Source organism: Clostridium massiliamazoniense (assembly GCF_001403635.1).
Classification (GTDB): Bacteria; Bacillota; Clostridia; order Clostridiales; family Clostridiaceae; genus Sarcina; species Sarcina massiliamazoniense.
Genome location: NZ_LN879466.1, coordinates 145,040 through 159,538 on the forward strand (window position 1 = coordinate 145,040; position 14,499 = coordinate 159,538).

A 14,499-nucleotide genomic window follows, 5' to 3' on the forward strand; every position below is an offset into this window, starting at 1 on the left:
ATTATAGCTTATAGAAATAAGGGTGCTATATGAGTGGTCTACATGTATACAGAACTATGAAAGATAATAATATTATCATGTATATAAAAACAATTTTCTACAAAGATTTTCAAAACTTTAGGAAATTACACCCAAAATACAATTCATAAAATTTTAAATTATTTAGAAATTTGATTTTTGTTTTTTAATGCTAATTATTAGAATGCGGCGTATAACTTACAAAGATAACTCTGATAATTTAAGATTAAGATTCTAATAATTTAAAATTTATTATGGATGTAGAAAATGCTAATTAATATATTTTTATAAGTAGAATAAGATTTAAACAAATTTACTTTGTTTAATACTTAAATTTATTAGTCTATAATCATGTAAGTTAGTACCACATTTATAAGATTAAATGCACAGTTTAAAACAAACTATTGTGCTACAAATTATTATTTTAAATTAAAGGTTTTTATTGTAATTGAAACACTATATAACCTTTAATATAAAAAATGTTTGTGAAACTTTTAAATTGGAGGTATAGACTATGATTTATAAATCTTTAGGTGAAAGTGAAAAAAGAGTAGATGCTTTCGCAAAGGTAACAGGTAAGGCGAAATATAGTAGCGACTATTTTGAAAGTGATTTATTAATAGGGAAAGTTTTAAGGAGTCCATATGCTCATGCTATAGTGAAGAGCATAGATACAACTGAAGCTGAAAAGCTTCCTGGTGTAGAAGCTGTATTAACATATAAAAATGTTCCACAAGGAAAGTTCCCAACAGCAGGGCATCCATATTCCTTAGACCCAAGTCATAGAGATGTGGAAGATAGATCACTGTTAACAAATAAAGCTCGTTTTGTTGGAGATGAAATTGCAGCAGTTGTTGCTGTAGATGAATTAACAGCATTAAAAGCTTTAAAATTAATTAAGGTTGAATATGATGTTTTACCATTTGTACTAGATCAAGAAGAAGCAATAAAAGAAGGAGCTCCAATAATCCATGAAGAAAGACCAAATAATATAATAAGTGATTTTGGTATAACCGTAGGAGATCCTCATAAGGTATTCAGTGAAGCTGATAAAATATTTGAGGGCAAGTACGAAACTCAAACTGTTCAACATTCACAAATGGAAGTTCATAATGTAATAAGTAAATTAGATGAGTATGGAAGATTATTAATTATAAGTTCAACTCAAATTCCCCACATAGTTAGAAGAATAGTTTCTCAAGCTTGTCATTATCCAATTGGTGATATTAGAGTTATTAAACCATTTGTAGGTGGTGGTTTTGGTGGAAAACAAGATGTTGTTTTAGAGCCACTTGCAGCGGCTATGACATTAGCTGTTAATGGAAGACCTGTATTATATTCTCTAACTAGAGAAGAAGATATTATAGGGGCAAGAACTAGACATGCTATGAAAATTAATATTCAGTTAGCAATGTCAAAAGAGAACAAAATCAAGGGATATAAAATAGAGAACCTTGTTAATAATGGTTCCTACGCATCACATGGACATTCAATAGCTATGAGTGCAGGTAGCAAGATTAGGCCTCTTTACAATATAGAAGCAGAAAAGTATTTACCAAAGACTATATATACAAACTTGCCAGCAGCAGGAGCTATGAGAGGATATGGAATTCCTCAAATAATCTTTGCTTTAGAGTCAATGATAGAGGATGTAGCATACGCATTAGATATAGATCCAATAGAGTTCAGATTACAAAATTTAATAAAGGAAGGTCATATTGATCCAGATAACGGATTAGTAGTTAGGAGCTTTGCATTACCTCAATGTATTAATAAGGGTAAAGAAATTTTAGATTGGGATAGAAAAAGAGAATTATATAAAAATCAAACTGGAAACAAGAGACGTGGTGTAGGAATGGCTTGTTTCAGTTACTTCTCAGGAACTTACCCAGTAGCTTTAGAAGCAGCGGGAGTAAGAATAATAATGAACCAAGATGGTACAGTTCAAGTGCAAGTAGGTGCTACTGAAATTGGACAAGGTAGCGATACTGTATTCAGTCAAATGGTAGCAGATACTATAGGAATAAGTTTTGATAAAGTTCATGTGGTATCTATTCAAGATACAGATGTAACACCATTTGATACTGGTTCTTATGCATCAAGACAATCTTATATTGCAGGACATGGAATTAAAAAAGCTGCAGAGGAAGTAAAAAGAAAAGCTCTAGAAATAGCTAGTGATAAATGTGGATATTTTGTAGATCAATTAGATATAGAGGATTCTATAATAGTTGAAAAAATAACTAGAAGACAATTATTCACCTTAGAGGAAATTTGTCAAGAAGCTTATTTTAATAAAACAAAATATGAACCTATTACAAGTGACTTAACAGTAAAGGTTCAAAACAATTCAATAGCCTATGGAGCAACTTTTGCTGAAGTAGAAGTTGATATTAAAACTGGAAAAATTGAAGTTATTGATATATGCAATATACATGATTCAGGAAAAATTTTAAATAGAAAGGCAGCTGAAGGACAAGTCCAAGGGGGCGTAAGTATGGCTTTAGGATTTGCTTTATCAGAAAAATTACTATTTAATAAGGAAACTGGAGCACCATATAATAACAATTTATTACATTACAAAATTGGTACTATGATGGATACTCCTGATATAAAAGTAGAGTTTGTAGAAAAACCAGATCCAACTTCAAGTTATGGACAAAAATCATTAGGAGAAAATACTACACTTTCAATAGCACCAGCAATACGTAATGCTGTTTTAAATGCTACAGGTGTTAAGTTTAATGAATTGCCAATGAGTCCACAAGCAGTTTTTGAAAAGTTTAAAGAAGTCGGTGTTTTATAGGAGGAGTTAGATATGTACGATATAAGAGGAGTAGCTGAACCTAAAACAGTAGAAGAAGCCTTAGAGGTTTTAGATAAAAATTCAGATTTAACTATAATATCAGGTGGAACTGATGTATTAGTTAAATTACATGAAGGAAGAATGGAAAATCTTGATTTAGTAAGTATAAGAGAAATAAAGGAGCTAGAAGCTATTTCTATGTTAGAGAATGGTGACATAGAAATTGGATCAAGGGCATCATTCACAGATATTTTTAGAAGTGAAATTATAAATAAGCATTTAGGTGTTCTTGCTGAAGCAGCAGTTTCAATGGGTGGTCCACAAATTAGAAATATTGCTACTATAGGTGGAAATGTTTGTAATGGAGCTGTTTCAGGAGATAGTGCACCAACATTATTTGCACTAAACACTAAATTAAAATTAAAAAGTAAAAATAGGGAAAGAATTGTACCTATTAGTGAATTCTATGCAGGTCCAGGGATTGTAAACATAGATTCAAATGAATTATTACTATCATTAATCATAGAAAAAAAAGATTATGAAAATGCAAAAGGAAATTATATAAAATTTGCCACAAGAAAAGCTATGGATATTTCTATAATGGGTGTTTCTGTTGTAGTTAAAGTGAAAGGTAATAAATTTAATGATGTAAGAATAGCTTTAGGGGTGGCAGGTCCAACACCTATAAGATGTTCTGAAGCTGAGAAATTAGCTGAAAATTTAGAAGTAAATGAAGGAAACATGAAGTTAATAGCTCACAAGGCATTAGAAGCTTCAAAGGCTATAGACTTTTGGAATGCATCAAAAGCCTACAAAGATCATTTAATTGATGAATTAGTATATAGAGCCTTAAAAGAATCAGTTAAGAGATTAGGAGGAAAGTAAGATGGGATTTAATAGAAAAATAAAAATTAATGTTAATGGTAATGATTATGAATTAGAGATAGATTTAAGAGAATCTTTGTCATCTGTATTAAGACATAAATTACATCTTACTGGAGTTAAAGAAGGCTGTCTTGTTGGAGAATGTGGAGCTTGTACAGTTCTTATTGATGGAGTTCCAACAGATTCATGTATTTATTTAGCTGTTTGGGCTAATGGAAAGAGAATAAGAACAATTGAAGGTGAAAGTAAGAATGGAAAGCTTTCAAAGGTTCAACAAGCTTTTATTGATGAGGGAGCTATCCAATGTGGTTTTTGCACACCAGGGTTAGTTATGACATCAACAGCTTTAGTTGAAAGTGGAAAAGAATTCACTGATGCAGAGCTAAAGAGAGAATTATCAGGTCACTTATGTAGATGTACAGGATATAATAAAATATTCCTAGCTACAAAAAAAGCATTAAAAAAATAATATATATTAGATATATTTAATTAAAGGTGGCGATTATTATGGATAAAAAGGAAATAATGGATTTGTGTGTTCAAAGTTGTCTTGACGGAATGAAAAATCATGAAGGAGGACCTTTTGGTTCAGCAATAGTGAAGGATGGTAAAGTAATTGCTGTTGCACACAATACTGTAATTGGAACAAATGATCCAACAGCACATGGAGAAATAAACGCAATAAGAGAAGCATGTAAAAAGCTTAATACATTTGATTTAAGTGGATGTGAGTTATATACAACTTCAGAGCCTTGTCCAATGTGTATGTCAGCTATAATATGGGCTAATATATCTAAGGTATATTATGCTTGTACTGTACAAGATGCAAGAGATATTGGCTTTAGGGATGAGCACATTTTAAATTTCCTTCAAAATGATTGTAAGGATAAAAAAATATTAGATTTAGAAGCTGTTGATAAATCAGAAGCTATGAAAGCTTTTGAATTTTGGACAAAGGATAATTCTAGAACAAATTACTAGAATATAGATTAACTTATCAAGGGCGTAAATTCTATTAATTGAAAATATTATGATAGTATAGGTGATTAAATGAATGATGTATTTAAGATAAAAGATAAAGATGTGGTTTCTATAGTTGGTAGTGGTGGAAAAACCACTTTAATGAATTACTTAGCAAAGGAGTTTAGTAGTAAGAAAGTCTTAGTAAGTACCACAACTAAAATTAGAGTTCCATCTCAAGGATTTTATGATTTTATAGCATTCAATAAAGAAGAAGCTGATGCTATTAAAGATATTAATAATAAAGGAATTTACGTTCTTGGTTCAAAAATAAAAGATAATAAATTGGAGTCTTTTGACTTAGGTTATATGGAATCAATAACTAATAATTTCGATGTTGTATTTTTAGAAGCTGATGGTTCAAAGGAGAAGTTTATAAAAGGTTGGAATGAAACAGAACCAGTTATTTTAGATAATACAACTATTACAATAGGGATTATAAATTTAGAGATATTAGGAAAATTGGTAAATGAGGATAATGTTCATAGGGTAGAGCAATTTATGGATTTAACAAGAGCTAAGCTTAATGATGCTATAGGAAAAGAGCACTTAATAGCTGTTGTTAGAGGAAAAAAAGGATTATTTAAAAACTCCAGAGGACGAAGAATACTTTTGATAAATGGAGTTAAGGATCATAAAACAAGAAAAACAGCTAATGAAATAGCAGATGTTATTTTAAAGGACCACAACATGATAGATGAAGTAATAATAGGGAATAAAGAATGGAAGTGTTAGATAATGATAAATGTTGACGCTGTAATTTTGGGTTCTGGTTTAAGTAGAAGAATGGGAGGAGATAATAAATTATTATTAGAATATGAAGGAAAGACGATAATTGAGAGGGTAGTATGTTCAGTAATAAAAGCAAATTGTTTTAAGGAAATATTAGTTGTAATAAAAGATAGAGAAGTTGAAGAAATTCTAGCTAAATATAATGTAAAAACAGTATTTAACCCTAACTATAAAGAGGGAAAATCTGAAGCAATAAAGTTAGCATTGAAAATACTTGGAGAAAGTGATGGAACAATGTTTTTTGTGGGGGATCAACCTTTTGTTGATGCAGATAGTATATTAAAAATTTGGGGAGAATTTATTCAAGATAAGAATAGTATTACAGCCCCTTATGTAAATAAGGCAATTGGAAATCCTATAATTTTTCCTAAAAGTTTATATGGAGAATTAAATGAACTTAAGGGGGAAGAGGGTGGAATGAAAGTGCTTAAAAGACATGAGGATTTAGTGAAACAAGTCAGGTTAAGTAATTATAAATTATTTTTTGATGTAGATACCAAAGAGGATTATGAGATTTTAAAGGATAATCTTATATAATACAGGGATTAAGCTTATTATAATTATTTACTTAAATAAAAAATAGATAATAAATATGACAATAAGATTTGGATGGTGAGCAATATGGATTATAAAATATTAGAGGAAATAGAGAAAAGATTAGCTAGAGGTGAAGAAAGTGCATTGGTAACCATAACAGAATCCATTGGTTCAACTCCAAGAAAAGTAGGATCTTTAATGGCTGTTTTTGAAGATGGTATTTTAGGTTCAATAGGTGGAGGTACTGTTGAATTTGAAGTTATAAAAGAAGCTAGAGAATTAATAAAAAAAGGTGTAAGTAAAGAATTTGAATACGGTATGGGACCAAATGATAAATTACAATTGGCTTGTGGAGGTAGTGTTAAAGGATTTATAAAAGTATTCAAAAGTTCAAACAAGTTAGTGGTTGTTGGAGCTGGTCACATAGGAAGAGAACTAACTTATATGGCAAAGCATTTAGATTTTGATATAACTGTATTAGATGATAGAAATGACTATGAAGAAATTAATAATATAAAAGTTATTACTGGAGATATAGTTAAGAATATACACGATTTAGATATAACCAAAAACACCTATGTTGTTATAGCTTCAAGAGGACATAGATTAGATTTAGATGCTTTAAGAGAATTTATAAAGATGGATGTAAAATATATCGGAATGGTGGGAAGTAAAGCTAAAGTTCATCAAGTAACTAGTCAGGTTTTAGAAGAGGGGATTGATAAGGAGTTATTTGAAAAATTATATTCACCAGTAGGGTTAAATTTTTCTAATGGAACTCCAGAGGAAATAGCAATAGAAATATTATCAGAAATATTATTAATAAAAAATAATGGATCCTTAGAACATAGAAGAATAAAAATAAAATAGAAATTAGTTTGGAAGGTAATTAAAAACCTTCTAAATTTTTTTACTTATTATTTTATTTAAGCTTAATTAATAATGATTAGAATAATTTATAGCATTAATTTAGCCTTTTTCTTAAAAATTTAATTTAAATTAAGAATAATTTATATCAACATAGTTAAATAATAGTGAAAAATAATAAAAGAATATAGAGAATTAAGTAATATACCTAAGAGTTGAACCTTTTAATTAGCAGTAATATATAGTAATATTAATAATATATTAAATAATAATGTCGAAAAATAAAATATCGAAAATTGAATGTAAAAATTAACCTTATTTATTATATTTTGACTTTGTTTTAATATGGTTTCTTGGAGGTATTTATATGAAAAGTGAAATCACAGCTGTTATTTTATCAGGTGGTAAAAATTCAAGAATGAACTATAAAACAAAAGCTTTTTTAGATATTGATGGTAAAAGTTTTATAGAGAAGAGAATTGAAGAATTACAAGGATTTAAGGAAATTATAATATCTTGTAATGATTTTGAATTATATAGTAAATTTACTCATAAGTGTAGATTAGTTGCAGATATAAAAAAAGAAATAGGCCCTATGGGAGCCCTATATTCTGTTTTTAAGGAAACAGATGCTGAAAAAATATTTGTTGTAGCAGCAGATATGCCATCAATAAATCCTGAGATTGTAGAAAACATGTCAAACATTGAATTTTCTGAGGATGCTTTAGTTGTTTGCTCTAATGGTCGTATAGAACCCTTATTAGCAATTTACAAAAGATCCGTTTTGGATAAATTAGAGGAGCTTATAACGAATAAAAGTTATAAACTTTTAAACTTTATAAATGGTATTAAATCTTCGTATTTTTATGTTAGTGACAAAGAAAGTTTATTAAATATAAATACACCAGAGGATTATTATAATTTCTTAGAAAATAGAAAGAAATTAAAAAAGCCAACAGTTATAAATATTGTAGCAAGTTGCTCTAATTCAGGAAAAACAACTTTAATAGAAGGGCTTTTAAAAGCCTTAAAAAAGAAAAATTATATTGTTTCAACAATAAAGCATGATGTTCATGGATTTGATATAGACAAAGAAGGGAAAGACACCTATAGGCATAGAATAGCTGGTGCTGATAATGTGGCAATTTCATCGGCAAATAGGTTTGCATTAATTAGAGAATTAAAAGAAGAGATACCACTTGAAGATGTGATAAAAACAATGCCTCAAAGTGATTTTATTATATTAGAAGGATTTAAGAAAAGTAATTATAGGAAAATAGAAGTCTTTAGAAAAGGCTTTTCAAAAAATATAATTACTCCTAGGGAACAACTTATTGCGGTAGCAACCGATGAAGAAAATTTAAAGGTAGATGGAATAGTTGTTAATTTAAATGATTATGATACTATTGTGGAATTAATGGAGAAGGAGGCTGGATTATGTATACTTTAGGAATAATAACAAGTAGTGATAAAGGATATGCTGGAGAAAGAGAAGATGGTAGTGGAAAGGTAATAAAAGAAATTGCCGAAGCAAATGGGTTTAAAGTTGAGAGTTATGTAATAGTTCCAGATGAAAAAGAAATGTTAAAAGAACAGTTTATAAAAATGAGTGATGAATTAGGAGTTAACCTAATTTTAAGCACAGGTGGAACAGGATTTGCACCAAGAGATGTAACACCTGAGGCAACAAAAGAAATAATAGATAGAGAAGCTCCAGGAATAGCAGAAGCTATAAGAATGTATAGTTTATCTATAACAAAGAGAGCTATGCTATCAAGAGCAGTTTCAGGAATAAGAAAAAGAACTTTAATTGTTAATCTACCAGGTAGCCCAAAAGCATGCAAAGAAGCATTAGACTATGTTTTAAATGATTTAAAACATGGAATAGACATATTAAATGAAACAGCTAAAGACTGTGCAAGAAAATGATAATGTTTAGAGATAGGGATATACAATGAGTAAATATTTACTTTTAATACTAGCAATGCTAGGTGGGGGATTAATAATTTTATTTAATGGAAAAAATAATAGTAAAGAAGAAAATAAAGAAGTAATAGTGGGGGCATCTTCATTTTTAGAGAAACCATTAAAAGAGATGAAAGAAGCCTATGAAAGAATAAATAAGGGTGCAAAAGTAAAATTAATATTCAATCAGTCCTCAAAGTTAGAAGAAGAAATAGTAAGAGGAGTGAAAATGGATATATTCATAGCCTATAAGGAAAAATATACAGATTATATAGTAGATGTTGGAATAGCTGAAGAAAGTGATGTGAAAAGCTTTGGAGATACTCAGGTATTCTACAAAAAAGACTTAACAGAAAGCCAAAACTTAGAATCAGATATAGAAGATGAAGAGAAATTCAAATATACAGTAATAAGACTAAGCAACAACATTTTAGCAAATAAATTTATGGCATTTGTTGAAAGTAAAGAAGGGGAAGCAATACTGAAAAAATATTCCTTAATAAGAAAAAAATAATGAATTATTGACTGAAGAAGTTTGGAGGTTTTTACGATGAAAATGATTAAGACAGAAGATGCTGTAGGAAGAGTTCTTCAGCATGATGTAACTAAAATAGTTCCAGGTGAGTTTAAAGGAAGATTATTTAAAAAGGGACATGTCATTAGAGAAGAGGATATAGAACCACTTCTTAAAGCAGGGAAATTTCACGTTTACGTCTGGGAAGACACTCCAGGGCTTGTGCATGAAAATGATGCAGCTCAAATTCTTATAGATGCAACTTGTAGTGAAGCAGAAGGTCTTGAATTTGCTGAAGTTAAAGAAGGAAAAATAGATGTTTTTGCAGCTAGAGATGGATTATTAAAAGTAGATAAAGAGCAACTTTTAAATCTTAATATGATAGATGAAATTATGTTTGCAACTCTTCATAATAATATGGAAGTTAAAAAAGGTGAAAAAATAGGTGGAACTAGAGTAATTCCTTTAATGATAAGAGAAGAACTTTTAGAAGAAGCAAAGAAAACTTGTAATAAAAACTTAATTTCAGTTAAGGAAATTAAAAAGAAAAAAGTTGGTATAGTAACAACTGGTAGTGAAGTGTTTACAGGAAAAATAAAAGATAAATTTGGACCTGTTATAAGAGCTAAGGTTGAATACTTTGGTTGTGAAGTTTTAGGACAAAGTATAATAGATGATAAAAAGGAAAAAATAAGTGAAGCAATAATGGAATGGTTTGAAAAGGGTGCAGAATTAGTAGTATGCACAGGGGGAATGTCAGTAGACCCAGATGATATGACACCAACTGCAATAAAAGATTGTGGTGGAGAATTAGTAACTTATGGTTCACCAGTATTACCAGGAGCTATGTTACTTTTATCATATTTAGATGGAAAACCAATACTTGGCTTACCAGCTTGTGTAATGTATTCAAAAAGAACAGTATTCGATTTAGTGTTACCTAGAGTATTAGCAGATGAAAAGCTAACAAAAAGGGATATAGCAGAATTAGGACATGGAGGACTATGTATGGATTGTCCAGTATGTACTTATCCACACTGTTCTTTCGGTAAGTAAACTGAAACTTAATTCAGATAGGATTAAAGCTTCATATAAATTTTAGTGGAAGTTATCTAGATGTCTGTGTTTATAATACTTTAGCTATAGGAGTTCAAAGAATTATAAACAATAGGCATCAGATGATATGTGGAGGTGATATAATGAATGAGTTAACTCATTTTGATGAGAAGGGCAATGCTCGTATGGTTGATGTTTCAGAAAAAAATGAAACTAAGCGTGTAGCCCTTGCTAGAGGAGCTATTAGAGTTAGCAAAGAAATTATGAACCGTGTTAAAGAAGGTTCTATTGAGAAGGGGGATGTTTTAGGGGTTGCTAGAGTTGCTGGTATTATGGGAAGTAAAGCAACTAGCACTTTAATACCTATGTGTCATCCACTTATGATTAATGGTGTTAATGTAGATTTTGAAATAGATGAAAAAAATAGCGAAATAGTTATTTATGGAGAAGTTAAAACCACTGGAAAAACAGGAGTTGAAATGGAAGCTTTAACTGCTGTTTCTACAGCAGCACTAACAATTTATGATATGTGTAAAGCTGTTGATAAATCTATGGTTATAACGGGAATACATTTAGTATCTAAAAAAGGCGGAAAAAGTGGAGATTTTTACTTTAACGAAGGAGGATCAAATTAAAGTGAAGGATAAATGTGGCAGAGAGATAGACTACTTAAGAATATCTCTTACTGATGCTTGTAATCTAAGGTGTATTTATTGTATGCCTGAAAAAGATGTAAAATTTAATAATGTTGAAGGTGCTTTAACTAATAGGGAACTTGAAAAAATAATTAATATTTTCGGGGAATTAGGTACAAAGAAATTAAGATTTACAGGTGGTGAGCCACTACTTAGAAAAGATCTTCATTGTTTAATTGATGTTGCTAAGAAAAGTGGAATTGAAAAAATTGCAATTACCACTAATGGCATACTCCTTGAGGAGAAACTTGAGCAATTAGTTAAAGCAGGATTATCTGAAGCTAATATAAGTCTTGATACCCTTCATGAAGAGAAGTTTAGTGATATAACAAGAGGTGGAGATTTACATAAAGTTTTAAAGGCTATAGATAAATCTCTAGAACTTGGAGTAAAAGTTAAAATAAATGTTGTTATAATTGATGGAATTAATGATAATGAATTTATAGATTTATGTAAATTATCTATAAATAAAAAATTAGATGTAAGATTTATTGAATTAATGCCAATAGGAGAGGGTATTAAATTCAAAGGAAAAACAGAAGAACAATTACTAGGTTTATTAAAGAAAAAATATGAACTTGAAGAATCTCATAATGAAGGAATTAATGGACCAGCAAAATATGTAAAAATAAAAGGTGCAAAGGGGAAGGTTGGTTTTATATCAGCAATATCCGAGCATTTTTGTGATAGTTGTAACAGAATAAGAATAACGCCAGATGGATTCTTAAAGCAGTGTTTACATTTTAAAAGTGGATTAGACCTTAAGAAGCTAATAGCTCAAACTGAGGATAAGGAACTTTTAGAAGAAAAAATAAAAGAAACTATATTTAATAAACCAGTAGGACATAAATTTAATGAAGAAAAGAAATCAGAAGACAGTAGATTTATGTTCCAAATAGGAGGTTAAAATGGCAAAGTTAGTAGCAATATGTATAAGTGAGAAAAAAGGTATAGGGAAAACACAAATAAATGAAGTAGAATTAGTAGAAGGATTTGGATTAAAAGGTGATGCTCACGGTGGAAATTGGCATAGACAAGTTTCTCTACTAGAAAAGGAAAAAATAGAAGACTTTATTGCAAGAGGTGGAAAAGTTAAATTTGGAGATTTTGGTGAAAATCTAGTAACTGAAGGATTAGATTTAGATAAAATCCAAGTTGGTGATAAAGTAACTGTTGGAGATGCAATAATCGAAATTACTCAAAAAGGTAAAAAGTGTCATGATAAATGTCATATATACAAAATGGTAGGTGATTGTATTATGCCTAAAAATGGAGTTTTTGGAACAGTACAAAAAGGTGCTCTAGTAAAACCTGGAGATGAAATAACAGTATTATAATTTATATAATGCAACTGAGGAAGGCTGTATCTGATTGATAGAAATCAATTAGGATATGGCCTCTTTTTTGGATAAAAATTTAATATATAGATAAATAGCTGTGTTTCAAAGAGAGTGTGAAAAAATATACTTAATATAGTAAAATAAATAAAATAGAGTAAGTAAAATAAATTTAGATTAGAATAATAAGTTTAAATAGATATAAAATACGAAGGAGAAAAGAATGAAGAAATTTTTAGTAATCAATTATCCAGGGCATGGTCACGTAAATCCAACTATAAAAATGATGAAGGATTTAATTTGTCTTAGAAATGAGGTTGTATGTTATTGTACTGAGGAATTTAGAGGAATAGTAGAGAAGACAGGGGCTAGGTTTAAGAGTTACAACTATGAACCTTTAGAAGAGGATGATGATAAAATAGATGAACATCTTCCTATAGAAAATGCTATAAGACTAGCCGATGCTATGTTATCAACAATACTTAAAGAAAAGGAAAGCTTTGATGTAATTATCTATGATTCAGTTTTATCCATAGGGGAAGACATAGCACAAAGATTGAACATAAAGAAAACAGTAGCTTTATACACAACTTTTGCTATATCAAAGAATATGGTGTCTCTTGTGAAGAAATCAGGAAAGAGAACATTCTTAGTAAATGGAGATTCTGATGAATTTAAAGGAAGAACAAGAGAAATTAATGAAAAATATGATATAAAGTTAAGATCAATGATAGATAATGTTTCAGATTGTAAGGCTCAAAAAAAATTAGTTTTTGCATCAAAATATTATCAACCTTTTATAGAAGATTTTGACCAGAGTTTTTTATTTTTAGGCCCTTCAATTATAGAAAGAGGGGAAGAAATAAAATTTGATTTTGAAAAGGAAGAAGGAAAAACTTTAATATACATATCTCAAGGAACTAAAGATACAAAAAAAATAGAGTTTTACCAGACAACCTTTAGAGCCTTTGGGGACTTAGAAAAAATAGAAGTAATATTATCTGTGGGTAAGAAAACAGACATAGAGAGCTTAGGAAAGATACCGAGCAACTTTAAGGTGTATAACTATGTTCCACAACTAGAAGTACTGAAAAAAGCTGATATATTTATAACTCATGGTGGAATGAATAGCTGTAGTGAGGGGTTATACCATAGTATTCCCTTAATAGTATTACCACAGTTTGGAGACCAAATTTTAGTTTCAAAAATAGTGAAAAATAGTGGAGCAGGGATTATGATACATAGAGTAGATGTGACAGAATTAACCTTGAGAGAAGCAGTAGGTGAAATAATAGCAAATTCAAGCTATAAGAATAATGCAACATTAATAGGAGAATCCTTGAGAAACGCTTCAAAGGAAGCAAATCAAATATATAAGGACTTATAAATAAAAATTAGGGATAGCCCATTTTAATAGGCTATCCCTAAAAAGTAAATAATAAGTTTTTATTTCATAGACTAAGTAAATAATTTTGATTAATTATTGAACTTGTTTAGTTGGACGAATGATAACTTCATTCCAAGAAGCATCATTTGGTAGGTCAATAGCTTGTTGAATAGTTAAAGCAACACGTTCTACTGGAATACCAAAGTTTTCATAAAACTTTTTGTAGTTTTCCCTTAGAGAAGAATCAGTAACTGAAGTTAATAGTTCAGTATTAATTGCGCTTGGGGAAATAATAGTTACACGAATATTACTTTCATCTTTAGCTACTTCCTCACGTAAGGATTCACTAATAGCACGAACGGCCCATTTTGTTGCTGAATAAACAGCTCTTCTCTATTAATCCCACTTTTCTTTATAGCTCTACCTACAGCTTCTTCATTACCATAGGATTGAGCAGTATCAATAAGGCGATACCCAACATTAATGGCATCAATTACAGATTTTTCACATTCCTTTTCATCATTAATTTGAAAAACTCCAAAACCAAGAGCAGGCATTTTTACACCGTTATTTAAAGTTACATATTTCATATTTGTTATTTTCCTTTATAAACTTAATAA

The 14,499-nt window shown here is 29.7% G+C and carries 16 protein-coding genes and 1 pseudogene; 15 read left to right on the forward strand and 2 right to left on the reverse strand.

Going from position 1 to position 14,499, the window contains the following annotated elements; translation table 11 throughout:
- Positions 1-532 precede the first annotated feature (532 nt).
- From xdhA to ARA19_RS01770, 15 genes are all read left to right on the forward strand, one after another.
- Positions 533-2,824 carry a xanthine dehydrogenase molybdenum-binding subunit XdhA gene (xdhA, locus tag ARA19_RS01700; RefSeq protein WP_055069226.1) on the forward strand — a complete coding sequence of 764 codons (2,292 nt, stop codon included), beginning with the start codon at positions 533-535 and terminating at the stop codon, positions 2,822-2,824.
- 12 nt (positions 2,825-2,836) lie between these two features.
- On the forward strand, positions 2,837-3,709 hold the full coding sequence (gene xdhB / locus ARA19_RS01705) for a xanthine dehydrogenase FAD-binding subunit XdhB (RefSeq protein ID WP_055069227.1): 873 nt from the start codon (positions 2,837-2,839) through the stop codon (positions 3,707-3,709).
- A gap of 1 nt (position 3,710) precedes the next feature.
- A complete protein-coding gene (xdhC, locus tag ARA19_RS01710) occupies positions 3,711-4,178 on the forward strand; it encodes a xanthine dehydrogenase subunit XdhC (RefSeq protein WP_055069228.1) in 468 nt (155 codons plus the stop codon).
- Positions 4,179-4,216: 38 nt separating this feature from the next.
- Positions 4,217-4,690 carry a nucleoside deaminase gene (locus tag ARA19_RS01715; RefSeq protein ID WP_055069229.1) on the forward strand — a complete coding sequence of 158 codons (474 nt, stop codon included), beginning with the start codon at positions 4,217-4,219 and terminating at the stop codon, positions 4,688-4,690.
- A gap of 69 nt (positions 4,691-4,759) precedes the next feature.
- The gene (gene yqeC / locus ARA19_RS01720) at positions 4,760-5,464 is read left to right on the forward strand and encodes a selenium cofactor biosynthesis protein YqeC (RefSeq protein ID WP_055069230.1); all 705 of its coding nucleotides are present in this window, start codon (positions 4,760-4,762) and stop codon (positions 5,462-5,464) included.
- Between the two features lie 3 nt (positions 5,465-5,467).
- Positions 5,468-6,058, forward strand: a complete 591-nt coding sequence (locus ARA19_RS01725) for a nucleotidyltransferase family protein (RefSeq protein WP_055069231.1) — start codon at positions 5,468-5,470, stop codon at positions 6,056-6,058.
- 84 nt (positions 6,059-6,142) lie between these two features.
- Positions 6,143-6,928 carry an XdhC family protein gene (locus tag ARA19_RS01730; RefSeq protein WP_055069232.1) on the forward strand — a complete coding sequence of 262 codons (786 nt, stop codon included), beginning with the start codon at positions 6,143-6,145 and terminating at the stop codon, positions 6,926-6,928.
- A gap of 364 nt (positions 6,929-7,292) precedes the next feature.
- Entirely contained in the window at positions 7,293-8,375 is a 1,083-nt protein-coding gene (gene mobB, locus ARA19_RS17005) for a molybdopterin-guanine dinucleotide biosynthesis protein B (RefSeq protein WP_084764146.1), read from the forward strand.
- The gene (locus ARA19_RS01740; protein WP_055069233.1) at positions 8,363-8,854 is read left to right on the forward strand and encodes a MogA/MoaB family molybdenum cofactor biosynthesis protein; all 492 of its coding nucleotides are present in this window, start codon (positions 8,363-8,365) and stop codon (positions 8,852-8,854) included. The genes mobB and ARA19_RS01740 overlap by 13 nt, the downstream gene beginning before the upstream one ends.
- A 25-nt stretch (positions 8,855-8,879) precedes the next feature.
- Positions 8,880-9,404: a substrate-binding domain-containing protein gene (locus ARA19_RS01745; protein ID WP_055069234.1), complete on the forward strand. Its 525-nt coding sequence runs from the start codon at positions 8,880-8,882 to the stop codon at positions 9,402-9,404.
- A gap of 36 nt (positions 9,405-9,440) precedes the next feature.
- A complete protein-coding gene (locus tag ARA19_RS01750; RefSeq protein WP_055069235.1) occupies positions 9,441-10,460 on the forward strand; it encodes a molybdopterin-binding protein in 1,020 nt (339 codons plus the stop codon).
- A gap of 140 nt (positions 10,461-10,600) precedes the next feature.
- On the forward strand, positions 10,601-11,095 hold the full coding sequence (gene moaC / locus ARA19_RS01755; RefSeq protein ID WP_055069650.1) for a cyclic pyranopterin monophosphate synthase MoaC: 495 nt from the start codon (positions 10,601-10,603) through the stop codon (positions 11,093-11,095).
- Position 11,096: 1 nt separating this feature from the next.
- Positions 11,097-12,062, forward strand: a complete 966-nt coding sequence (gene moaA, locus ARA19_RS01760; protein ID WP_055069236.1) for a GTP 3',8-cyclase MoaA — start codon at positions 11,097-11,099, stop codon at positions 12,060-12,062.
- A gap of 1 nt (position 12,063) precedes the next feature.
- Positions 12,064-12,492 carry an MOSC domain-containing protein gene (locus ARA19_RS01765; RefSeq protein WP_055069237.1) on the forward strand — a complete coding sequence of 143 codons (429 nt, stop codon included), beginning with the start codon at positions 12,064-12,066 and terminating at the stop codon, positions 12,490-12,492.
- A 223-nt stretch (positions 12,493-12,715) separates the two neighbouring features.
- The gene (locus ARA19_RS01770) at positions 12,716-13,879 is read left to right on the forward strand and encodes a macrolide family glycosyltransferase (protein ID WP_055069238.1); all 1,164 of its coding nucleotides are present in this window, start codon (positions 12,716-12,718) and stop codon (positions 13,877-13,879) included.
- A gap of 93 nt (positions 13,880-13,972) precedes the next feature.
- Here the strand turns inward: ARA19_RS01770 and ARA19_RS18260 are convergent, their stop codons facing one another.
- On the reverse strand, positions 13,973-14,230 hold the full coding sequence (locus ARA19_RS18260; protein ID WP_197276560.1) for an SDR family oxidoreductase: 258 nt from the start codon (positions 14,228-14,230) through the stop codon (positions 13,973-13,975).
- Between the two features lie 26 nt (positions 14,231-14,256).
- Positions 14,257-14,469, reverse strand: a pseudogene (locus tag ARA19_RS01775) (aldo/keto reductase); the annotation flags it as partial.
- Positions 14,470-14,499 lie beyond the last annotated feature (30 nt).